Source organism: Faecalicatena sp., from assembly GCF_058819085.1.
On sequence record NZ_JBZUUL010000027.1, the window covers coordinates 17506 to 39739 of the forward strand.

At 47.4% G+C, this 22234-nt stretch carries 17 protein-coding genes and 1 tRNA gene; 15 read left to right on the plus strand and 3 right to left on the minus strand.

Going from position 1 to position 22234, the window contains the following annotated elements; all coding sequences use genetic code 11:
- Positions 1–9: 9 nt before the first annotated feature.
- From whiA to AC4OGX_RS13740, 4 genes are all read left to right on the plus strand, one after another.
- Complete coding sequence (gene whiA, locus AC4OGX_RS13725) at positions 10–972, plus strand: DNA-binding protein WhiA (RefSeq protein WP_493331148.1); 963 nt, start codon at positions 10–12, stop codon at positions 970–972.
- The gene (locus tag AC4OGX_RS13730) at positions 965–1225 is read left to right on the plus strand and encodes an HPr family phosphocarrier protein (protein ID WP_493331149.1); all 261 of its coding nucleotides are present in this window, start codon (positions 965–967) and stop codon (positions 1223–1225) included. The genes whiA and AC4OGX_RS13730 overlap by 8 nt, the downstream gene beginning before the upstream one ends.
- A 128-nt stretch (positions 1226–1353) precedes the next feature.
- Positions 1354–2304 (plus strand): diacylglycerol/lipid kinase family protein, encoded by a 951-nt coding sequence (locus AC4OGX_RS13735; RefSeq protein WP_493331150.1) that lies wholly within the window; start codon positions 1354–1356, stop codon positions 2302–2304.
- A 291-nt stretch (positions 2305–2595) separates the two neighbouring features.
- Positions 2596–2667 (plus strand) — tRNA-Glu (locus AC4OGX_RS13740).
- Between the two features lie 161 nt (positions 2668–2828).
- On the opposite strand, the gene AC4OGX_RS13745 is transcribed toward AC4OGX_RS13740, so the two are convergent.
- Positions 2829–3413: a TetR/AcrR family transcriptional regulator gene (locus AC4OGX_RS13745; RefSeq protein ID WP_493331151.1), complete on the minus strand. Its 585-nt coding sequence runs from the start codon at positions 3411–3413 to the stop codon at positions 2829–2831.
- Positions 3414–3668: 255 nt separating this feature from the next.
- Between AC4OGX_RS13745 and AC4OGX_RS13750 the strand changes: the two genes are divergently transcribed.
- From AC4OGX_RS13750 to AC4OGX_RS13760, 3 genes are all read left to right on the plus strand, one after another.
- Positions 3669–5717, plus strand: coding sequence for an FAD-dependent oxidoreductase (locus AC4OGX_RS13750; protein WP_493331152.1), 2049 nt, complete (start codon positions 3669–3671; stop codon positions 5715–5717).
- A gap of 222 nt (positions 5718–5939) precedes the next feature.
- The gene (gene fba, locus AC4OGX_RS13755; RefSeq protein ID WP_493331153.1) at positions 5940–6806 is read left to right on the plus strand and encodes a class II fructose-1,6-bisphosphate aldolase; all 867 of its coding nucleotides are present in this window, start codon (positions 5940–5942) and stop codon (positions 6804–6806) included.
- Between the two features lie 308 nt (positions 6807–7114).
- Complete coding sequence (locus AC4OGX_RS13760) at positions 7115–9229, plus strand: glutamine synthetase III family protein (RefSeq protein WP_493331154.1); 2115 nt, start codon at positions 7115–7117, stop codon at positions 9227–9229.
- Between the two features lie 114 nt (positions 9230–9343).
- On the opposite strand, the gene AC4OGX_RS13765 is transcribed toward AC4OGX_RS13760, so the two are convergent.
- Positions 9344–11188 (minus strand): CocE/NonD family hydrolase, encoded by a 1845-nt coding sequence (locus AC4OGX_RS13765; protein WP_493331155.1) that lies wholly within the window; start codon positions 11186–11188, stop codon positions 9344–9346.
- 512 nt (positions 11189–11700) lie between these two features.
- On the opposite strand from AC4OGX_RS13765, the gene AC4OGX_RS13770 reads away from it, so the two are divergent.
- Positions 11701–11952 carry a hypothetical protein gene (locus tag AC4OGX_RS13770; protein ID WP_493331156.1) on the plus strand — a complete coding sequence of 84 codons (252 nt, stop codon included), beginning with the start codon at positions 11701–11703 and terminating at the stop codon, positions 11950–11952.
- A 37-nt stretch (positions 11953–11989) separates the two neighbouring features.
- On the opposite strand, the gene AC4OGX_RS13775 is transcribed toward AC4OGX_RS13770, so the two are convergent.
- Positions 11990–12622: a Crp/Fnr family transcriptional regulator gene (locus tag AC4OGX_RS13775; RefSeq protein WP_493331157.1), complete on the minus strand. Its 633-nt coding sequence runs from the start codon at positions 12620–12622 to the stop codon at positions 11990–11992.
- A gap of 261 nt (positions 12623–12883) precedes the next feature.
- On the opposite strand from AC4OGX_RS13775, the gene AC4OGX_RS13780 reads away from it, so the two are divergent.
- The 7 genes from AC4OGX_RS13780 (at position 12884) to AC4OGX_RS13810 (ending at position 22083) form a co-directional block, all read left to right on the plus strand.
- Complete coding sequence (locus AC4OGX_RS13780; protein WP_493331310.1) at positions 12884–13057, plus strand: hypothetical protein; 174 nt, start codon at positions 12884–12886, stop codon at positions 13055–13057.
- A complete protein-coding gene (locus tag AC4OGX_RS13785; protein WP_493331307.1) occupies positions 12987–14273 on the plus strand; it encodes an APC family permease in 1287 nt (428 codons plus the stop codon). Before AC4OGX_RS13780 ends, AC4OGX_RS13785 begins: the two co-directional genes overlap by 71 nt.
- Positions 14274–14416: 143 nt before the next feature.
- The gene (locus tag AC4OGX_RS13790; RefSeq protein WP_493331158.1) at positions 14417–16237 is read left to right on the plus strand and encodes a CocE/NonD family hydrolase; all 1821 of its coding nucleotides are present in this window, start codon (positions 14417–14419) and stop codon (positions 16235–16237) included.
- 292 nt (positions 16238–16529) lie between these two features.
- Complete coding sequence (locus AC4OGX_RS13795) at positions 16530–17864, plus strand: MATE family efflux transporter (RefSeq protein WP_493331159.1); 1335 nt, start codon at positions 16530–16532, stop codon at positions 17862–17864.
- A gap of 161 nt (positions 17865–18025) precedes the next feature.
- Positions 18026–19477, plus strand: coding sequence for an aspartate ammonia-lyase (locus AC4OGX_RS13800; RefSeq protein WP_493331160.1), 1452 nt, complete (start codon positions 18026–18028; stop codon positions 19475–19477).
- Positions 19478–19552: 75 nt separating this feature from the next.
- Positions 19553–20716 carry an NAD(P)-dependent malic enzyme gene (locus AC4OGX_RS13805; protein ID WP_493331161.1) on the plus strand — a complete coding sequence of 388 codons (1164 nt, stop codon included), beginning with the start codon at positions 19553–19555 and terminating at the stop codon, positions 20714–20716.
- A gap of 134 nt (positions 20717–20850) precedes the next feature.
- A complete protein-coding gene (locus AC4OGX_RS13810) occupies positions 20851–22083 on the plus strand; it encodes a hypothetical protein (RefSeq protein WP_493331162.1) in 1233 nt (410 codons plus the stop codon).
- Positions 22084–22234: the final 151 nt, after the last annotated feature.

The window sequence follows — 22234 nt, forward strand, 5'->3', positions numbered from 1 at the left end:
GAGAGAGCGATGTCATTTTCAGGAAATGTAAGAGAAGAACTTTCAAAGCAGTGGAGTAATGCAAGGCACTGTCAGATCGCTGAATTGGCGGCCCTGATCAGCATGTGCGGTTCGATCGTTATCAATAGCTGCGGGCGCTACAGTGTGAAAATCCATTCGGAAAATTTAGCTGTTGCAAGAAAATGCTTTACATTAATAGAAAAAACATTTAATATAGAAGCTGATATCTCTATCCGAAGGAATATTTTGAAGCAAAGTGTCACTTATGCTGTGGTAGTAAAGAAGCATGAAGATGCTCTGCGTATCCTTCAGGCAACGAAGCTGATAGACGAACATCAGGCAGGATTCGAAGAGGTTCATATCGTGAATCCGCTTGTGGTACAGCAGATCTGCTGCAGACGTGCCTTTATCAGAGGCGCATTCTTAGCAGCCGGATCGATGAGCGACCCGAAGAAGTCCTATCACTTTGAGATCGTCTGTGCATCTTTAAAGATGGCACACCAGATACAGGAATTGATCTGCGGCTTTTCCATGGATGCGAAGATCGTCCAGAGGAAGAAGTCCTATGTCGTGTATCTGAAAGAAGGCTCCCAGATAGTTGATATCCTGAATATTATGGAGGCGCACATTTCGTTAATGGAACTGGAGAATGTCCGTATCCTCAAGGAAATGCGCAACACCGTAAATCGTAAGGTAAATTGTGAGACTGCCAACATCAACAAAACCGTATCTGCTGCGGTTAAGCAGGTAGAGGATATTACATATCTGAGAGATACAATAGGTTTTGAAAAATTGTCCGAAGGGTTGGAGGAAGCAGCGCTTGCCCGCCTTTCCCATCCTGATGCGACATTGAAAGAGTTAGGAGAACTCTTATCCCCGCCCGTCGGAAAGTCTGGAGTGAACCACAGACTTCGCAAGCTGAGCGAGATGGCAGAAAAGGTTAGGCAAAACAAGGAGGAATATTATGATTGAAACACCGGTTGTTGTAAGACAGGAGAAAGGTCTTGATGGAAGACCAATCGCATTGTTAGTACAGGAGGCAAGTCAGTACGCAAGCAAAGTCTATATCCATGTAGGCGAGAAGAAGATCAATGCAAAAAGTATTATGGGAATGATGAGCCTGAACCTTTGTGAGGGGGAAGAGCTGACAGTAGTAACAGATGGTGAGGATGAAAAGAAAGCCGCAGAAGGAATTAAGACCTTTTTTACGAAGGTAGATAAATAAGCGGATAGACTTTATGATAGAATAAAGAGGTGGGAAAAGAGGTTGTACTTTTGTGCGGCCTCTTTTATAATGAAGGGGCATAAGTAAGAAATAAGGAAAGATTTTACATAAAACGGAGGGCGTATGGTATGAAGAAAATGCTGTTTATTTATAACCCCAATGCAGGGACCGGGCTGCTCAAACCAAGGCTTGCAGATGTATTGGATATCTTTGTGAAGGGTGGATATGAGGTAACAGTATATCCCACGCAGTGTTACCATGATGCACTGACCAAAACAGTTTCCTATACAGAGGAATATGATGTGGTTGTATGCAGCGGTGGTGACGGGACTCTTGACGAGGTGGTCACAGGAATGGCCATCAGGAACGAACAGATACCGATCGGATATATCCCGGCCGGAACAACCAATGATTTTGCAAACAGCCTCCATATCTCCAAAGACATGCTGGAGGCGGCAGATACGGCAGCGAATGGAGTTCCCTTCCCATGCGATGTGGGCGTATTTAATGACGATTATTTCGTCTATATTGCAGCGTTCGGCCTGTTCACAGACGTGTCCTATGAGACGAAGCAGAGTATGAAGAATGTCCTTGGACATCTGGCGTATGTGCTGGAGGGAACTAAGCGCATCTTTAATATCCCTTCCTATCATATCAAGGTGACCTATGACGGGGAGACTCTGGAAGACGATTTTGTATTCGGAATGGTGACAAATTCCCGTTCAGTAGGTGGGTTTAAAGGGATCATTGGGAAGAATGTTATATTTGATGACGGCGAGTTTGAAGTTACATTGATCAAGACCCCGAAGAATCCAATTGAGCTAAACGAGATCATTGCATCTCTCGTGATCAAGCAGATCGATTCTAAGCATATGTATTCCTTCCGTTCAGGCAATGTGAAGTTTGAATCCGTGGAGGAGATCCCCTGGACCCTGGACGGTGAGTTTGGCGGTGAACATGATGAGGTCGTGATCCGTAATAAGAAGCAGGGACTTCGGATCATGGTATCACCCAAGGCGATCGAGCGGCTCTCTGTGAAAGGAAGGATCGCAGGGGCGATCGAATTGAAGGAAGATTAGAGGCATTCAGTGAATAGATCTTAAGAAAGTACAGATCTAGGAAGGTGAAGCCGTTCAGGAAATGAAATACAGGCATCTGTCCTTCGCCTATGAGGCGGATCTAAAAGGGCAGGTGCCGTTATATGAAGCAGCCAGGTGAGAGAAGGAAGAAATTGCCTGTGTGATATTGGGGTTATTATGGTGCAGAAAAGGCCTGTCGAAAAAAAGATGAAAAAAGTTGAAAAAAGTACTTGCATTATTAAAAAAGGTATGGTAAGATAAAACTCGCTTGAGAAAAGCGAAAACAATTAAGGCTCCGTGGTCAAGCGGTCAAGACGCTAGCCTCTCACGCTGGAATCAGGGGTTCGATTCCCCTCGGAGTCACTAAGTGAGTACCGGATATCCTAAGTTCAGGATATCCGGTATTTTTGCGCTTCATCGTATTTTACCCGCTCAGCGAATTTGAGCCTGAATACCTGTTTGAAAAAAGTAAAACAGCTCCGAAATTTTCGGAACTGCTCGTTATCACATTTTTATCCTGTCTTTTATTTTCTGTAATACTTAAGGGTCATATCTAATACTCTCTGTGACCGTTCCGATAGAATATAAGATCCCCCATGCAGACACCAGTCATAGATCAGTCCTCTTGTGAGGCTTAAGATATCTTCTGTGATGACAGTAGGATCCCCAGTTAATCTTCCAGAGGCTGTCTCTTCTTTCACAGCGCGAAGAATGGTCTGGTAGAAAAAACGGTCCGGGTTAAGAATATATTTTTCACTGCTGGAGAGCTGATGTTTAAAATATTGGAGTGCAGCCATTGCTCCCATGTTCTCCATGGAACGGGCCTGTTCCAGGATCAGAAAATGAACTGCCTCAATGGGGTCATCGGGATGTCCCTGGTTCCATGCTTCCTCCGACTGTTGGTCAAAGAGGCGGTAGCCCTCGTCAAGGATGTTCTCTTTGCTTTGAAAGTGGTGGTAAAAGGCGCCCACAGATACTTCTGCTTTTTGGCAGATATCCTGGACAGTTACATTTTCATAGGACTGCTGCGCGAAAAGTGTTACTGCACAGGAAAAAATCTTTTGTTTGGTTGCCAGAGCCTGTTTCTGGCGGTTGGTCTGTGGTTTCATCGAATTTCCTCCCTATTTTCTTCCCTATTCTGGCAAAACTGCAGCGGGTAGTTTCGATTCGCAGATGATTCGTGATTCCGTATCTCTAAGCATAACACGCTGTCTTATCTTTTGACAAGAGTCAGGAAGCTGGCATATTTCACAAAATATCATTCGCCGAATTGTATTCTGTGTCAATAGATTTCCACTGTAAATCATGTTATTATTTTAACAGAATAAAAACAGAGCAATCCGAAAGGATGGAAGGAGAGGTCTATGTCTACAAAGTATGAACATTTATTTTCCCCGATCAAGGTTGGAGGAATCGAACTGCCGAACCGCATCGCGATGATGCCGATGGGAGTATTTTCCCCTCGTCTGATGAACCAGAAGACAGCTGCATATACGAAGGACGGTGCAGACTATTATATCGAAAGGGCGAAGGGCGGCACCGGACTGATCATTTCAGGTGTTGTGCCGATCATTCCGATCCCGGTGCGTACGCCTTTATGTTACCCGGAGGAATATGTTAATGAGATGAAGTACCTGATGGACGGTGTTCATGAGTATGGATCCAAGATGTTTGTCCAGCTGACCGCTATGACAGGCCGCGCGGCCCATATCGAGAGTGAGACGGACCGGAAGATCCTGCCTGCTCCTGCGCCGATCCAGAATGTATGGGATCCGACTATCAAGAACCGTGGAATCACAAAGGAGGAGATCCACAAGTATGTGGAGAACTTTGCGGAGGCATCTTACCTTGTGAAGCAGGCAGGCGGCGACGGCGTAGAGATCCATGCCGTTCATGAAGGGTATCTTCTCGACCAGTTTGCCATCGGCTTCTATAACAAACGTACCGATGAGTACGGCGGCTGCCTGGAGAACCGTTTGAGATTTCCGAAGGAGATAGTAGAAGCGATCAAGGCAAAATGCGGGAAAGACTTCCCGGTATCGATCCGTTACAGTGTACGCAGTTATGTGAAGGATTTCAACCGCGGGGCACTTCCGGGAGAAGAGTTCGAAGAGAAGGGACGAGACCTGGAAGAGGGAATTACCGTTGCTAAGATGCTGGAATCGTTTGGCTATGATATGCTCAATTGTGACAACGGCAGTTATGATTCCTGGTTCTGGCCGCATCCTCCGGTTTATATGCCGAAGGCATGTAACTTAAAGGATGTGATGCAGGTCAAGAAGGCAGTCAATATTCCGGTGGTTTGTGCAGGACGTTTTGATGATCCTGATCTGGCTGAGAAGGCCATCGCAGAAGGACAGATCGACATTATGGGAATGGGACGCCCTCTGCTTGCAGATGCAGAGCTTGCGAATAAGTTCCGTGAGGGAAGATTGGATGAGATCCGTCCGTGTATTTCCTGCCATCAGGGCTGTCTGGGACGCATCTTCCAGGGCAAGGACATCAGCTGTGCCGTAAACCCGGTATGCGGGCGCGAGAAGAGCTATGCGCTGACTCAGGCTGAGACGAAGAAAAAGGTCATGGTCATCGGCGGAGGACTGGGCGGTATGGAGGCTGCAAGAGTCTGTGCACTGCGCGGTCATGAGGTCGATCTGTATGAGAAGAGCAATGAGCTGGGCGGAGTATTTATCGCTGCGGCAGCGCCGGATTTCAAAGAGGATGATAAGAACCTTCTGAAATGGTACATCAAGCAGATGAACGATCTGCCGGTCAACATTCATCTGAACACGGAAGTGACAGAGGAGATGACGGCTGGATATGATGAGATCTTCGTGGCAACAGGAGCGAAGGAGAGAAGACTGGATACTCCTGGATTCGATTCAGAAAATGTAACATATGCGGTAGATACGCTCAGAAATATTGAGGTCAAGGGTGACAATGTGATCATCGTAGGCGGCGGCCTGACAGGCTGTGAGATCGCATATAAGCTGGGACAGGAAGGAAAGAAAGTCACGGTCGTGGAGATGACAGAGACGATCCTCAATGCATTTGGACTTTCCGCAGCCAACTATAATATGCTGATGGAGCTGCTTGATTACTATAAAGTTAAAGTGATCAAGAATGCAGTCGTAGAGAGCTATCAGGATGGAGTTGCGACGGTCATCGAGACAGAAAAGAACTATCCGAACGTGGCGAACAGGGCGAAGCGCATGTTTGCGGTTGGTCCTCAGGGCCTGAAGGTAAAACATGAGATCCCGGCTGACCATATCGTCGTATCTGTCGGATATATCCCGAACCAGTCTCTCTATGAGAAGATCAAAGGGGAGCACGTGTATCTGATTGGAGATGCCAAGCAGCCGACGAATATCATGGATGCGATCTGGGCGGCTTATGAGGTGGCAAAAGATCTGTAAAGATCTGTAAAAAAAGAGGGTGCCAGGTACTGTAATGACTTATTTTGCAGGACCCGGCACTATTTTTATTGGAATTTAGTAGCATAGAAAAGATTCTGTCCTTTTAATTGTGACAATTGCGGATTGTCTTTTTTTCGTGGATAGGCTATAATAAAAAAAGATTTTATTAACAAGCATGCCGGACGGTGAACAGCCGTCAGGATAGAAGTGGAGGAAGAAAGTATGTTAGTATCAGCAAAAGAAATGCTTCAGAAAGCAAAAGCTGGCCACTATGCAGTAGGACAGTTCAACATCAACAACCTGGAATGGACAAAAGCTATTTTGACAGCTGCTCAGGAGTGTAACTCTCCGGTCATCTTAGGTGTATCCGAAGGTGCAGGAAAGTATATGACAGGATATAAGACTGTTGTAGGCATGGTGAACGGAATGATGGAAGAGATGAACATTACTGTTCCGGTTGCTCTTCATCTGGATCACGGCAGCTACGAAGGATGCTTAAAGTGCGTGGAAGCAGGATTTTCTTCCATCATGTTTGACGGATCTCACTATCCGATCGAAGAAAACATCGCTAAGACAAAAGAACTTGTAGGAGTTGTAAAAGAGCACGGAATGTCTCTGGAAGCAGAGGTTGGTTCCATCGGCGGTGAGGAAGACGGAGTCATCGGAAAAGGCGAATGTGCAGATCCTAACGAATGCAAGATGATCGCTGACCTCGGAATCGATTTCCTGGCAGCAGGAATCGGCAACATCCACGGAAAATACCCGGCGAACTGGGAAGGCTTAAGCTTCGAGACTCTGGATGCGATCCAGAAGCTGACAGGAGATATGCCGCTCGTACTTCACGGTGGTACAGGTATCCCGGAAGATATGATCAAGAAGGCAATCGATTTAGGAGTTGCTAAGATTAACGTAAATACTGAATGCCAGTTATCATTTGCTGCAGCAACACGTAAGTACATCGAAGCAGGAAAAGACCTGGAAGGAAAAGGATTTGACCCACGTAAATTACTCAAACCAGGCGCAGATGCAATTATAGCTACAGTAAAAGAGAAGATGGAATTATTCGGATCAATAGGAAAAGCTGAATAAGAAATTTATAGATTTTGCTTGCCTTTTTGAACCGATTGAGGTATACTGACAGCGCAGATTCGAACAAAGGCGTTCCAAGAGAGCTTGGAGTGCCTTTTTCATGATACAGGAAATTCCAGAGGAATTTCCTGTATCATGAAAACCCTCCGGGGGATGCACACGCCGCGATAAGGTATATAGCCGCTTTTGCGGCATCGCGGCGGCGTCAAAGCATGCAAGCCTCTCATGAGTGGGGGGCTGGGAAGTTGAAGTGGGCTTGCCCACTTTGTTATGATACAGGATAAGATGCAAAGAGGAAGGAAGGAATTATGAGCACTGAACTTGTGAATGTTGCAGATATTTTTGGAGAAAACGTATTTAACGACACCGTGATGCAGGAACGTTTGCCGAAAAAGATCTACAAGAACTTGAAGAAGACGATTGAGGAAGGTAAAGAACTGGATCTTGAAACAGCCGATGTCATCGCCCACGAGATGAAGGAATGGGCGATCGAGAAGGGAGCCACACATTACACGCACTGGTTCCAGCCGCTGACAGGTGTTACGGCAGAGAAGCATGACTCTTTCATTTCAGCTCCACTCCCAAGCGGTAAAGTGCTGATGAGTTTTTCCGGTAAAGAATTAATCAAGGGCGAGCCGGATGCGTCTTCGTTCCCGTCCGGCGGGCTGCGCGCTACCTTTGAGGCGAGAGGGTATACGGCATGGGACTGTACCTCACCTGCGTTTGTAAGGAAAGATGCGGCAGGGGCAACACTCTGTATCCCTACGGCATTCTGCTCCTATAAAGGGGAAGCGCTGGATCAGAAGACTCCGCTTCTTAGGTCCATGGAGGCCGTTGGCGCACAGTCTCTCAGACTTCTTCGTCTGTTTGGCAATACGACCTCGAAAAAGGTGACACCATCCGTAGGACCGGAGCAGGAGTATTTCCTGGTGGATGCGGAGAAGTTTAAGCAGAGAAAGGACCTGATCTACACGGGACGTACCTTATTTGGCGCGATGCCTCCGAAGGGACAGGAGCTGGATGATCACTACTTTGGTACGATCCGCCAGAGGATCGCTGCTTTTATGAAGGATGTCAATGAAGAGCTGTGGAAGGTCGGCGTTTCTTCCAAGACCCAGCATAATGAGGTGGCTCCGGCACAGCACGAGCTGGCACCGATCTATGCTGAGGCGAACATTGCGGTCGACCACAACCATCTGGTGATGCAGACATTGAAGAGAGTTGCCAGCCAGCACGGTATGAAGTGCCTGCTTCACGAGAAGCCGTTTGCAGGCGTGAATGGTTCCGGTAAGCACAACAACTGGTCTTTGACGACGGATGACGGGATCAACATGCTGGAACCGGGGAAGACTCCTCACGAGAATACCCAGTTCCTTCTTGTACTGACCTGTATCTTAAAGGCAGTCAACAGACATGCAGACCTGCTGCGTGAATCCGCAGCAGATCCGGGAAATGACCACAGATTAGGGGCAAACGAGGCTCCTCCGGCAATCATTTCCGTGTTCTTAGGCGAGCAGCTTGAGGATGTATTGGAGCAGCTGATCAGCACCGGTGAGGCAACACACAGCCTCAAGGGCGGTAAGCTGGAGACAGGTGTTAAGACACTGCCTGATCTTGCAAAGGATGCCACAGACCGCAACAGGACTTCCCCGTTTGCATTTACCGGGAATAAGTTTGAGTTCCGTATGGTCGGTTCCCGCGACTCTGTTGCAGCGCCGAATGTGGTGATCAATACGATCGTGGCAGAAGCATTTGCAGAGGCGTGCGAGGTATTGGAAAAGGCTGACGATTTCGATCTGGCAGTTCATGACCTGATCAAGGAATATGCGATCGAGAACCAGCGGATCGTATTTAACGGTGACGGATACTCCGAGGACTGGGTGGAAGAGGCAAAGAGAAGAGGGCTTCCGAACATCAAGTCCATGGTGGAAGCCATTCCGGCCATGACGACAGACAAAGCAGTGGAGCTGTTTGAGAAGTTCAATGTCTTTACAAAGGCAGAGCTGGAATCCCGTGCAGAGATCCAGTATGAGTCCTACGCAAAGGCGATCAATATTGAAGCCCGTACCATGATCGACATGGCGAGCAAGCAGATCATTCCTGCGATCATGCGGTATACCAAGACTCTGGCAGATACCGTGATCTCAGTCAGAGAGGCAGGAGCGGATACGTCCGTCCAGTCAGAACTGTTAGCAGAGGTTTCCGGTCTGCTAGTGGAGACGAAGAATGCGCTGAACGTACTGATCCAGGTGACAGAGGCCGCAGCAGAGAAGGAAGAAGGAGAGGTTCAGGCGAACTATTATTACTCCGATGTCGTGCCTGCAATGGAAAACCTGCGTGCGCCTGTGGATAAACTGGAGATGATCGTGGATAAGGATGTATGGCCGATGCCTTCCTATGGTGATCTGATCTTTGAGGTGTAATTGAAACCAAAAGGGATCGTAAAGGACAGATGAACAGCATAGAACAGAAAGGGCCTCCTGATGGCAGTCAGGGGGCCCTTTCCTTTGAAAGAAGGAATTATATAAGGTAAGAGATTAATGGGTATTTCCTCTTCCGCTTCCGCCTACTACGATATCATCATCACAGATCGGCTGTAACCATAATTCTGGTGGTGTCGTAGGAATATAAGGCATAAGAAGATAGGAAGGATGGTCCTTATCTCTGTAAATCTTGTAGTTGATCGTCTTAACACTTGGGATCGGTCCAAGGTGGTCCATCTTGGCCTGCCAAGCGCCGCTCTGTGGCTCGAAGTTATCCATAGCCTTGATCTCAAGCTCAATAGCAGTGCCAGGTGCAAATACCATACCGATCGGATTGATCTCGATCACGTATTCTTTAATCTCACCCGGAACAACAGGTACTTTCTTGGTATAATCATGTACCGGACGTCCGATCTGGCTCTTTTCTTCATCAAGCGGATAGCATGCCTTTAAGGATCCTGAACGGGAAACAGGCATTCTTGTTCCGCCGGCTGTGATCTGCCATACTTTTGTAATAAAGTTAGCATTGTCACTGTCGATAGAAGCCCACAGATGCAGCTCGATCGGTCCTGTGAATTCTGTAGGACGGCTGAAGCGGTCTGTACGGTAAGTAAGCTTCTCTACCTCTGTTGTAATGAACGGAGGACGGTGTGTAAAGCTGTCCGGTGCCAGATTGCCTTCTACTACAGGCTCCCAGCGCAGATTGCCGAATGTATGCAGATATAATTTCTTCCAATGTGTTCTTTCTAGCGGGTACTCGTATTCATAACGATAACCAGCGCCCAGAATATTCATCTTCATCGGAGGCTCGTCAACGATACCGGTGTCAACACCCTTCATCCAGTAATCATACCAGCGGAGCATTTCTTCATTCATGAAACGGTATGGAAGTTCCATTCCGTTGTAGCCTTCCATAACGCCGCAGCGTTTGTATACGTTGAGTTCCTTGCTGTTCATTGCATTGAATACAGGAGCTGACCAACGTCCCTGAGGAGCCCATCCGCACTTGAAGTATACAGGAACCTTAACCTGGTCATATTTGTACTTCATAGAACGTGGACGCCAGAAATCATCCTCCTGTGGATGAAGCAGGTAATCCAGATAGAAGGTATGGTACTTCGGCGGCCATACATTGAACATCTTGTTGAAATAGGTGTTCATACCGATATCCGGGTCTTTCTGTACCTCTTCGATCAGATCTTTCATCTCTTCTTCAGACATCATCTTACTCGTCCAGGTGGTTGGGTTGTTAGCCGGGCAGAGTTCCCAGTACATGTTCATATATGTATCTGCAACACCGCCATAATATCCATGCTGATAATAGTCATCTGTATAGCTTAATGGCATGATACATACCAGGTGTGGAGGCTGAAGTGCTGCAACAAGTGTCTGGATGATTCCAAAATATGAGTATCCAAGTAATGCAACCTTCTCTGTACTCCATTTACAGTCTGTTCCTGCCCATTCTACATAGTCATATACGTCTTCCTGCTCCTGCGGATTATAAACACCGAGGTACTCGCCCTCACTTCTTCCGATTCCGCGTCCGTCAGGAATAATAAATGTATAACCTCTCTCTACAAAGAAATCGATGTCGCCGGCTTCCAGGCTGTGGTCAAAATAGTTGGAAGATCCCGGAAGTGCTCCGTGGCGCATTCTCTGCATCTTCTTTCCATATGCGGAATAAGCGATCAGAGAAGGAGCTGATTCTAATTCTGCCGGATGGTAAACATCAACATAAGTTTTTGTGCCGTCTCTTAAAACAACTTCTACGTCTTCTTCAAGTTTAACAGTATAGATCGGTTTTGAAAGCTTGTCGAGGTTTTTTGTATATCGTCTGTCCCAATAAACCGGTACCTTCTCCAAACCTGTTACTTCGCAAAATTCTTCTTGGTTCATAAATCGTACCTCCTACGTTTTTGATAGGCTAAGTATAATCAAAAAAAATATATCTGTCTGTCTATAAAGTGACACAAGAAGAAAAATCTGACAAATAAAGGGGGGGAAGGGCGTCCGCCCCGGAGAATCCGCCCATATCCTGCCTGCCGGGGGCGGGCGGAGGATGGGGAAGCGGCTAAATAAAAGTTTGAAGGAAATGGCGGGGAGCGCGGACACTCGGAAAAAATCCGGATGATTTTTTCCTGCGGGTCCGCTTAAACTTTGGACTGGTGGTCCAAAGTTTACCCCTTATTTCCTTCAAACTTTTATTGAAGCCGCTTATCCCATCCTCCTTAACGCCCCCGGCAGGCAGGATATGGGCGGATGCTCCGGGGCTGCGTGCTTCAAAGCGGGAAAAAATTAGCGGGAGGGTGCAGCAGGGAGGTGATGAGGGAGAGAGAATCGAGGAAGGGAAGGGTGTTGAGAAAGTGATACTTTTTTGGACGGGGGATGCATATCTTTAGATAGACTTGATGGAGAGCGCGGAGTGTCGGGGAAGAATTTTGGGACAGCGGGAAGAAGAGAAAAAGGAGAGAGAAAAGAAGGGGGGAGTGAGAGAGCGGATAGAAAGGGATGAGGAATTAAGGCTGTGTATAGAAGGGGAGGAGATCAGGAAGTGGAAGGAGGAAGATGAGGAGGTAAAAGAGGGAAGAGGAGGAAATAAGAGGAGGCAGAAGGAGAGGGATCGGAAAATGCAAGGAAGATCCGGAAACGAGGGGTGGTAGAAGAAAGGGAGCCGAGGAGGCCCCGGGTCCCTTCCTTTTAGTCTCCGATCTCGCTGTTGAGGATGATATCCAAAAGTTTGTTGAAGTTAAGGACGGACAGCTTGCCGCGCTCAGTGGAGATGATTCCATCCTTGCGCCAGTCGCTTAAGATCTTAGCGGCGGTCTGGCGGGCCATGCCGGATGAGAAGGCAAGGGCGCTCTGCGTGATACGGATGTTCATGCTTTTCTGTTTGCTGTTGGTGGTCAGGTTGACGATGGTGGACGCCAGACGGCCGGGAGCGTCTAAGTACATGGCATTGACCATGTGCTGCGCAGAGTTCAGCAGGCGGTCGATCAGTTCCTGGATAATGACTTTGCAGACACAGGTATTGCCCCAGACAGTCTCCAGAAAGTAGTTCTTAGGGATGGAGATGAGCTGGCAGTCTTCCAGGGTCAGGGCAGTGTTGGGATAGGGTTCGTTGGTGAGCATTCCCATCTCCCCGAAGTATTCTCCGTCGCTTCTGACCTTTACGATAATATCGGCACTGGTGCCGTAAAATACGGATTCCATGATGTAGCCGGATTTGATAATATATAAATGATTGGACGATTCATCTTTTCTGTAGATAGTCGCACCTTTTTTCTTGTGTGTGATCCGACAGTGGGTCGAAAGCTCGATAAGTTGTTTCACGGGGAGATTTTCGAATAGCGCTGTGGATTTCAGGGCCTGGAAAATAGCCTGTTCTTCTTTGCTTAGGTCTTGGAGTCTGGTAGTTTTGTCCATATTGGCAGCAGTCCTTTCTTTAATTATGTCCTAAAGAGATTTTAACATAATGCACAAAAAAAGAAAAGAAATAACTCAAAATAGGTTAAATGTCACATACATGACACTCCAAGCGTCAGAAATTGGGTATAGTAAACTAAAAATAACAGAAAGAAAAGAGGTAAGTAGATGAAAAAACAGAAAATGAATTTGTTGTCCTGTATCTTAATGGGTATCGGAAGTATCATAGGTGCCAGCGTATTTGCCACAACACCTATCGCCATTAAGATTATTGGGGGGGAATGGGATTGTTATCGGTTTCATCTGTGCGGCGCTGTTCGTATTCTTACGCAGTATCCCTGAGATGTTACTGGTATCAGCATTACCTGCCAACGGCGGTTCCTACATGTACCTGACCAGATTGGTTCATCCGATTATGGGAGCATGGGACGCATTCAATGAGTTGGTTGTAGGTGTTATGAAGATAGCGACCATGGCATTGACGTTTTCTACATACTTTTGCATGTTAGTACCGGCATGTCCAGAAAAAGCTGCAGCGGTTGTCTGCATTATTATCTTCACCATTATTTCCTGCTTCGGAATCAAGCTTTCATCCACAGTACAGAACGTCTGTGTAGCAATTCTTCTTGTTGCATTAGGTGTTTATATCTTTGGCGGATGGGGAGCAACAGTTGTTTCCTTCGGAGAAGTGATCTCCACTACGTTCCAGCTCGGCGCACTTTGGGCTGCAATGGGAATCATGCACGGAAGTCTGATCGGTGCTAACGTACTTTACTATTCAGCAGAGGAAATCGAGAACCCTGGTAAGAACGTTCCGATCGCATACCTTGTCAGCACACTTGCAACAGCTGTTATCTACGCAGCAGTAGCATATGTAACGGTAGGTGTTATGCCGAACTTCTACGAGATCGATAACCTTGCAACTGTTGCAGGCAAGTTCATGGGACCGGCAATGCTGATGTTCTTCGTTGCAGGCGGAGCACTGCTTGCAGTTGTAACCAGTATCAACTCAGCAATGATGATGTTCTCCAGAATCAACTTTGCAGCAGCCAGAGACGGACTGTTCCCGAGTAAGATCTGTGAGTCCAACAAGCATGGTGCACCGGCAGTTTCCCTTTGGGTGAACTCCATTATCGCGATCGTAGCGATCGTTGCAGGATTTAATCTGGATGACGTTGTAAAGATCACAACGATTCCTGGATTGTTATTACTTCCGATCACATTTTTCAGTATCTTTATGCTGCCGAGGAAATTCCCTCACGCATATAAGAATGCATATATCAAGACGCCTCATGTCCTCAACTGTGTACTGACGGTTGCAGCCGGCGTAATGTGTGTCGTACTTGGAAGCTATGTATTGTTCCAGATGTCTCCGAAGAACTGGATCACAATGGTCGTATTCTATGTCTGCGCTATCATCTACACCTTGATCCGCCGTAAATACGTCATGGATAAGAAGGGATTTGATATCTTCAAGAAGATGAAAGAGCCTTACGAGCCATGGTATGAGATGGAGAAAAATGCAAAGGCTGAGATGGATGCCGCAGCTGCAAAATAACGGTTTTCGGTATAGTCTGTCTTCCCGGGCGACAAAAAATTGTCTCCTCAGGTGACATAGAAAATTTCAAAAATGGTGTGTACATGACAACGGTACACACCATTTTTTGTTATGATATTTACATGAAAAGGAGGTACGAAACTATGAAAAAAAGAATTACAGAAGTTCTTGGGATTGATAACCTGCCAAATTACTGGGACAAACGATATGTGAAGAATTTGGATAAACTGTCAAGACCTAAGTATGAAGTAGAACTGCATGAGGATGTATGGATGACTTTGAGGGATGGAGTACGCCTCTGTGTAGATGTATATCTCCCAAAGGGAGCGGGCCCGGTTCCGGCTCTTGTCAGCTGGTCTGCTTACAGTAAAGAGATGCAGGGAATTAAGAGAGGTGCGATTCCGCCGGAGTCTCTTTTATTCGACCACAGCCTGGAAGCAGGAGATATTGAATATTTTGTAAAGAGAGGGTATGCGTATATCATTCCAGATCCAAGAGGAATCGGTAAGAGCGAAGGAACCTTCTACGGTGTATATAATCCTCAGGAGCATGAGGATATCTATGATATGATCGAGTGGGCAGCAGGAGAAGACTGGTGTGACAGCAATGTAGGTATGATCGGATATTCCTATTTCGGAATCTGCCAGATCCTTGCAGCAGCACAGCAGCCGCCTCATTTGAAATGTATCATGCCTTGCTCATTTGTTGATGATTACTATCAGCATGGATATTACGGCGGTGTTCCGTCCACATATATGAGTATTTACTGGGAGCTCTGCCCATCGAATCAGCCAATGCCTTGGTCTGTGAAGATGTATGGGGAAGACAAAGTAAAAGAGATGATGAAAGAGCGTCTTCAGGACCCGGATATTGCAGTGAACTCTTATTTCACCAAGATCCTGACAACCTGGCCGCCGACATACCACACCTTCTATCTGGATTACCTGCTTCATCCATTGGATGATGAGTACTGGAAACAGCGCAGTGCAAACCAGATGTATGATAAAGTAAAGGTTCCTGTATACCTGCACTGTGCATGGTCACCGCTTGGAAGATGGAGTGCTCCGATCTTCTCAGCTATGAATGATGACAGACTGGCAGCTCCGAAGCGTCTCGGCGTTCTGGAAGGCTATGACGGACTGGAGCTTCCATACCGCGCACTGAATGAAGAGTGCTTAAGATGGTATGATCACTGGATGAAGGGCGTGGATACAGGAATTATGGATGAGCCTCCATATAAGTTCTGTGTCATTAACTCAGGAACACGTTACGAGAACGAGTGGCCGCTGGCAAGAACAGAGTGGCAGAAGATGTACTTACGTTCCTTCAACCGTCTGCGTTGGGACAGAGAGCCGGATAAGGATCTGCCGCCGGATGGATTTACCCACCTGCCGCCGTCTATTTCAACAGATGTTAACAAGCTTGTATATAAGTCCTCCAGATTCCCACAGGCTAAGGAGATCACGGGACCGATCGAGTTACATCTCTGGGCTTCTATCGATGCTGAGGATGCGAACTTTGTATGCAGCCTGTTTGATGTGCTGCCGGATGGAACAAGAATGCCGCTGCTGCGTTACGGCGCTTTAAGAGCTTCTCATCCATTGAATGAGGAGAAGTCAACGATTGGTGCACCGGTACATGACAACAGCGTATCTATCCCTGTTACACCGGGTGAGATCCGTGAGTATGTGATCGAGATGAATCCAACATCCATGATTATCCCGGCAGGACACTGGATCGAGCTGGAGATCACAAGCCAGTGCCCGAATGCTTGTCATACAGAGAGCTGGACAGGTAAAGTCGGCAATATGAATGTCATTCCGACCAATACAACAACTTCTTATAAGATCTACAGAGATAATAACCATCCTTCTTATCTGCTGCTGCCGGTCATTCCTTATACAGATCCGGAACAGTGGGTACAGCCTTTCGAGAACTGGGATGAGATCGAGGTAGAAGATTAGTCTTTACTTGCAGCCGGGGGGAATACGCTGACAAATGATATACATGCCCGGGCAGAAAGTCTGCATAGATCTAAAAGACCCTGCCAGGACTTGGGATTCTTAAAAACTAAAATGGGAAAAATAGAGGCATCAGCCTTTGTTTTTCCCGTTTTTTGTTTTTAGAAACTGCAGACGCTGCCTCAATCGTTTTATTTTTGGGGTAGACTTTTGATGGATATGGGGCTTATAATAGACACTTGTGTTGTAGGTTTTGGATCTACTTATAATAGGAAGTGTTTGGGAGGTTTTGGATATGAAGGATATGACGATGGGAAAGCCGGCCCGGATCATCGGAGGCTTTGCCCTGCCTATGCTGCTGGGGGATGTGTTTCAGCAGCTTTATAGTATTGTGGACTCGGTGGTGGTCGGACGGTTTGTGGGAGCGGATGCCCTGGCGGCTGTGGGCGGTTCCTTTCCGGTGACTTTTATTTTGAATGCGGTGATGATCGGTCTGACGATCGGTGCCTCGGTGCTTTTATCCCAGCTGTTCGGAGGCAGGAATATGGAAGAGTTCCACCGGGCGCTCTATACCATGATCATTGGGATGGGAGTGCTGGCAGTGATCCTGACGGGAGTGAGCCAGGGGCTTGCGGTTCCCCTGCTTCGGCTGATCGGGACCCCGGATCATATTATGGCGGGAAGTACCTTGTATCTGCGGATCGTGTTTGGCGGTCTGGTGTTGACGTTTGCTTATAATGTATGTACAGCGATTTTCAGATCCATCGGAGATTCGAAGACCCCGCTTTATTTTTTGATTATTGCTTCTATATTAAATATCGTGCTGGATCTTTTATTTGTAGTAGTTTTCCACATGGGGATTGCCGGAGTGGCTGTGGCTACCATCATGGCCCAGGGAATTTCTGCACTATTATGTGTACTGTATATCAGGAGGAAAGCAAAGATCCTAAAGATGTCCAGGGAGGAACGTGTTTTCGACAGGCAGATGCTCAAGAGGATCTTAAAGCTGGGAATTCCGGCTATGTTTCAACAGGTTTCCGTTTCCGTCAGTGTGATGTGTGTACAGGGGATGGTCAATCTCTTCGGAACGGCGGCAATGGCGGGCTATGCGGCGGCCGGAAAGGTGGAATCGCTGGCGATGATGCCGATGTTTGATCTGGGATCTGCATTGTCTACATTTGTAGCACAGAACATCGGGGCAGGAGATGAAAAAAGAGCCAGACAGGGTGTCCATGCAGGCTTTGGGCTGGCGGCGGCTGTCTGTGGAGGCATCGGGCTTCTCATCTTTATTTTCCGGTATCAGCTGATTGGGATTTTCCTGAAAGGGGATGTGGATCCCCTTGTGGTCGAATTCGGAGTAGGTTATCTGGGAGCGATCGCGCTCTTTTACCTGATCAATGCTTTCTATAATAATTTAAGCGGCGCACTCAGGGGAGCCGGAGATGCATTTTATTCCATGGCGGCTACGATCATTGCGCTTGTGGTGAGAGTGGCATCCTCTTATCTGATGCTTAAGTATACAGATCTTGGGATGGCATCCATCTGGTGGGGGCTTCCGATTTCCTGGAGCACGGGATTGGTCCTTTGTTTTATCCGGTATATCAGCGGAAAGTGGAAAACAAAAGTCTAGCCCATTGTCCGAAAAATAATATGTCCGCGCCCCTATATTGCGTGCATATAAATAAATGGTTATGAGCGATATATAAATATATGTCTTTGATTATAAAACCTTTCAGACTTATAATGTGCCTGTAAAAAGAAATTGGCAGCAAAGTCTGGGAGGTTTTTGTTATGGTAATGAAAAAAAATATAGATGGAATGGAATGCAGGACGGAGAAGGATTCGATCGGTTCAAAGGATATACCTGAGGACGTCTACTATGGCGTACAGTCTTTAAGGGCAGCTGAGAATTTCCGTATCACGGGTCTGTCCATGCATCCAGAGGTAATTAACAGTCTGGCTCAGATCAAGAAAGCGGCAGCGATCACAAACTGTGAGATCGGACTTTTAGATAAACATATTGCAGAAGCGATCGTGAAAGCCTGTGATGAGATCGTGGAAGGGAAGCTTCATGAGGAATTTATCGTAGACCCGATCCAGGGCGGTGCAGGGACTTCTATCAATATGAATGCAAACGAAGTGATTGCAAACCGTGCGATCGAGATCCTGGGCGGGCAGAAAGGGGATTACTCCATCGTACATCCGAATGACCATGTAAACTGCGGCCAGTCAACAAATGATGTGATTCCGACGGCAGGCAAGATGACCTCCTTAAAACTATTGAAAAATGCGAAAAAGGAACTGGAAAGGCTGCATAAAGCATTTTGTGAGAAAGGCGAGGAATTCGACTCCATTATAAAAATGGGAAGGACACAGATGCAGGATGCAGTGCCGATCCGCCTGGGGCAGGAGTTTAAGGCATATTCGGTAGCGATCCAGCGTGATATCAACCGTATGGAAAAGGCACAGGAGGAGATGCGTACTCTGAATATGGGCGGTACAGCAATCGGAACAGGGATCAATGCAGATGAGGCATATTTGAAACGGATCGTTCCGAACCTGGCACAGATCAGCGGCATGGAGTTCGTGCAGGCCTACGACCTGATCGATGCGACACAGAACTTAGATCCATTTGTAGCAGTATCCGGTGCAGTGAAGGCCTGTGCAGTGACGCTTTCCAAGATCGCCAATGATTTTAGACTGATGTCCTCCGGTCCAAGGTGTGGATTTGGGGAGATCAATCTTCCGGCAAAACAAAACGGATCCTCTATCATGCCGGGAAAAGTCAATCCGGTTATCCCGGAGGTGGTGAACCAGGTTGCATTTAATATCATTGGAAATGACGTGACGATCACGATGGCAGCAGAGGCCGGGCAGCTGGAATTAAACGCATTTGAACCGATCGTCTTTTATTGTCTGTTCCAGTCCATCGATACTCTGGCTTATGCGGTGGAGACATTTGTGGATAACTGTGTCAAAGGGATCACGGCAAATAAAGAACGCTGTAAGGAGCTGGTTGACAACAGTGTGGGAATTGTCACGGCGATCTGTCCGCATGTCGGCTATGCGAAAGCAGCCTCTCTGGCAAAAACTGCTATCAGGACCGGCGTGCCGGTCAGAAAGCTGATCCTGGATGAAGGGCTTTTGAATGAGGAAGAGCTGGAAGAAATCCTGGATGTAAAGAATATGACAGAACCGGGAATTTCAGGAAAAGAGCTGCTGCTGAAAAAGCTGGAGGCATAAAAGGATCTGCTGTAAATAGAGTACATAAGGAAAATGCAAAGTAAATCAAAAAGTAAATATAAAGAGGTGCGGGTTATGGATTATGGAAAAGAAGCAATCAGGATGCATGAAGAGTTTCACGGAAAGATCGAAGTGTGCAGCAAGGTGCCGCTCAAGACACGGGAGGACTTAAGCACAGCGTATACGCCGGGAGTTGCCAGTCCATGCATGGAGATCCACAAGGATGAGAAGAAAGCATACGCTTACACTGCAAAAGGAAATCTGGTCGCGGTAGTTTCCGATGGGACAGCGGTCCTGGGACTGGGAGATATCGGGCCGAAGGCTGCGATGCCGGTCATGGAGGGGAAGGCGATCCTGTTCAAGGAATTTGGCGGCGTGGATGCATTTCCGATCTGCCTGGATACGAAGGATACAGAGGAGATCATCGAGACAGTGAAGCGGATCGCCCCGTGTTTTGGAGGGATCAATCTGGAAGATATCTGCTCCCCGAAGTGCTTTGAGATCGAGCAGCGGCTGGAAAAGGAGCTGGATATCCCTGTTTTCCATGATGACCAGCATGGAACTGCGATCGTGACAACGGCAGCGCTGATGAATGCGTTAAAGGTAGTAGGAAAGAAGATCGATGAGATCAAGGTCGTTTTAAATGGTCCGGGAAGTGCAGGTACGGCAATTGCAAAAATGATGCTCCATGCGGGAGTGAAGCATATGACCATCTGTGACCTGGAGGGAATCCTCGCAGAAGGCTGCCCATTTGCAGTAGGGCATAAGCTGGAGCTTGCCAGGCTCACGAATCCGGAAGGGGTGACAGGAACCTTGAAGGATGCGATCGTTGGGGCCGATGTATTTGTCGGCGTTTCTGCGGGAAATATCCTGACAAAGGAAATGGTAGCTGCAATGGCACCGGATCCGATCGTATTTGCCATGGCAAACCCGACACCGGAGATCACCTATGAGGATGCTGTGGAGGCTGGCGTGAAGGTAATGGGAACGGGACGCTCCGATTATCCGAATCAGATCAATAATGTACTCGCATTCCCGGGATTATTCAGAGGGGCGCTGGATGCAGGTGCCAGAGACATTACCTATGATATGAAGCTGGCTGCGGCGAGGGCCATTGCATCCTTAGTCAGTGAGGAAGAATTAAAGCCGGACTATATCATCCCGTCTCCGTTTGATAAGCGGGTAGCTGCAAAGGTCGCAGAAGAAGTAGCAAAATGTGCACATGTGTCAGTTTTCTGACAGTAAAAATATCACCGTTCCTTTATACTTTGTAGTAGAAAGTTACGATTCACAGAGGGCTGTGCCGGCGGCTTTTACGCAGGCACATAAGCTGCAGCTCGTAACAATAGAAAGATAAAGGACGGTGTTTTTTTATGGGGGCTGAATATACATGGGCATTTGACAGAAGTTTTCTTGTGTTTTTGGTGATCGCATTCGTATCCCTGACGATCGCGGCAAAGCTGAGATCTATGATCCCGATGCCGCTGATCTATGGAGTCTTGTTTGCCATCGGGTTTGGGACGGGGATCCTTCCGACGGATATGCTGTTATCTGCGAATATGATCGCGGTCGGAACGATCGCGTTTAACGTGCTGGTCATCCATTCAGGGACGATGATCAACTTCAAGATGCTTAAAGCCAAGAAAAATGAGGCATTCATCTGTATCGCGGCGTCTCTCATACTGGTGGTGATCGTGGGATTTGGCCTCACTCCGATCCTGGGGAAGGGTCTGGCTTTTCTGTCACCGGGATCTGTGATCGGCGGAGGGGCTTCCTGTGCAATCGCATCCAGGTGGGTCCTGGATAAAAATCCGGCGATTTCCGTTTTCCCATGGCTGGTATTTATGTTCCAGGGGCTGTTTAGTGTTCCTGTTGTAACCTGGGCCCTGAAGCGGGAGAGCAGAGCGTTGTCTAAAGAGTTCAGGGCGCGTGACGCAGGAAATGGACAGGAGAAGCCGGCAGAAATGCAAAAGCCGGGAGCTATGGGAGGCAATCCAAACGTCCAGCAGTCAGGGAAGGTTCCTTTCTGTGAGAGGATCCCTGCTAAGTATAAGAATACAGCGTATTATCTTGGGATTATCATGATCGTTACGGTGATTAATAATCTGCTGCAGGGGACGGTGCTGGCAGGTATGAATATTAATCCGAATATTACAGCCCTGTTGTTTGGATGCATACTGGGAAGCCTTGGTCTTATGGACAAGGCGCCGCTTTTCAAGGCAGATTCTTATGGCCTTCTGCTGCTGGGACTGATGGGATTGATGGCAAATACGATTGCAAAATGTCCATGGCAGGGCCTGGTAGCTTTTATCCCGCCGCTGCTTTTGGTGTTTGTCGTATCCACGGTCGTCCTGGTACTCTGCGGTGTTGTGGGAGCCAAGATCTGCGGGTTCCGTCCGGAACGGGGAATCGCACTGACCATGAACTGTATGATGGGATTTCCGGTCAATGATATGTTGACGAATCAGGCGGCGGCGATCGGAGAGAGTGAAGCCGAAAAAGGGTATATTAAGAGCCAGATCGGACCGGTGCTTGGGATTGGCACAATGCTCATATCAAATGCGGTATCGGTGCTGATCGTCAGCTTGATGGTGATATTTGTGTAGTGAGCAGAAAGGAAAAAAAGAAGAGGCTGATGAGTGAGGAGATTGTTTTTAGAGAATGATTTCCTTCGCTCATCAGTCTCTTTTTTCTATCAGCAATTCTAAAACCTTTCTTATAGGAGGCGGCAGAAAATAGAGGTATTAAAAACTTTTG

What these genes read in the sequence shown, in the direction of transcription:
- whiA (WP_493331148.1), top strand. Translation starts at nt 10, where the DNA reads ATGTCATTTTCAGGAAATGTAAGAGAAGAACTTTCAAAGCAGTGGAGT.
- AC4OGX_RS13730 (WP_493331149.1), top strand. Translation starts at nt 965, where the DNA reads ATGATTGAAACACCGGTTGTTGTAAGACAGGAGAAAGGTCTTGATGGA.
- AC4OGX_RS13735 (WP_493331150.1), top strand. Translation starts at nt 1,354, where the DNA reads ATGAAGAAAATGCTGTTTATTTATAACCCCAATGCAGGGACCGGGCTG.
- AC4OGX_RS13745 (WP_493331151.1), bottom strand. Translation starts at nt 3,413, where the DNA reads ATGAAACCACAGACCAACCGCCAGAAACAGGCTCTGGCAACCAAACAA.
- AC4OGX_RS13750 (WP_493331152.1), top strand. Translation starts at nt 3,669, where the DNA reads ATGTCTACAAAGTATGAACATTTATTTTCCCCGATCAAGGTTGGAGGA.
- fba (WP_493331153.1), top strand. Translation starts at nt 5,940, where the DNA reads ATGTTAGTATCAGCAAAAGAAATGCTTCAGAAAGCAAAAGCTGGCCAC.
- AC4OGX_RS13760 (WP_493331154.1), top strand. Translation starts at nt 7,115, where the DNA reads ATGAGCACTGAACTTGTGAATGTTGCAGATATTTTTGGAGAAAACGTA.
- AC4OGX_RS13765 (WP_493331155.1), bottom strand. Translation starts at nt 11,188, where the DNA reads ATGAACCAAGAAGAATTTTGCGAAGTAACAGGTTTGGAGAAGGTACCG.
- AC4OGX_RS13770 (WP_493331156.1), top strand. Translation starts at nt 11,701, where the DNA reads ATGGAGAGCGCGGAGTGTCGGGGAAGAATTTTGGGACAGCGGGAAGAA.
- AC4OGX_RS13780 (WP_493331310.1), top strand. Translation starts at nt 12,884, where the DNA reads ATGAAAAAACAGAAAATGAATTTGTTGTCCTGTATCTTAATGGGTATC.
- AC4OGX_RS13790 (WP_493331158.1), top strand. Translation starts at nt 14,417, where the DNA reads ATGAAAAAAAGAATTACAGAAGTTCTTGGGATTGATAACCTGCCAAAT.
- AC4OGX_RS13795 (WP_493331159.1), top strand. Translation starts at nt 16,530, where the DNA reads ATGAAGGATATGACGATGGGAAAGCCGGCCCGGATCATCGGAGGCTTT.
- AC4OGX_RS13800 (WP_493331160.1), top strand. Translation starts at nt 18,026, where the DNA reads ATGGTAATGAAAAAAAATATAGATGGAATGGAATGCAGGACGGAGAAG.
- AC4OGX_RS13805 (WP_493331161.1), top strand. Translation starts at nt 19,553, where the DNA reads ATGGATTATGGAAAAGAAGCAATCAGGATGCATGAAGAGTTTCACGGA.
- AC4OGX_RS13810 (WP_493331162.1), top strand. Translation starts at nt 20,851, where the DNA reads ATGGGGGCTGAATATACATGGGCATTTGACAGAAGTTTTCTTGTGTTT.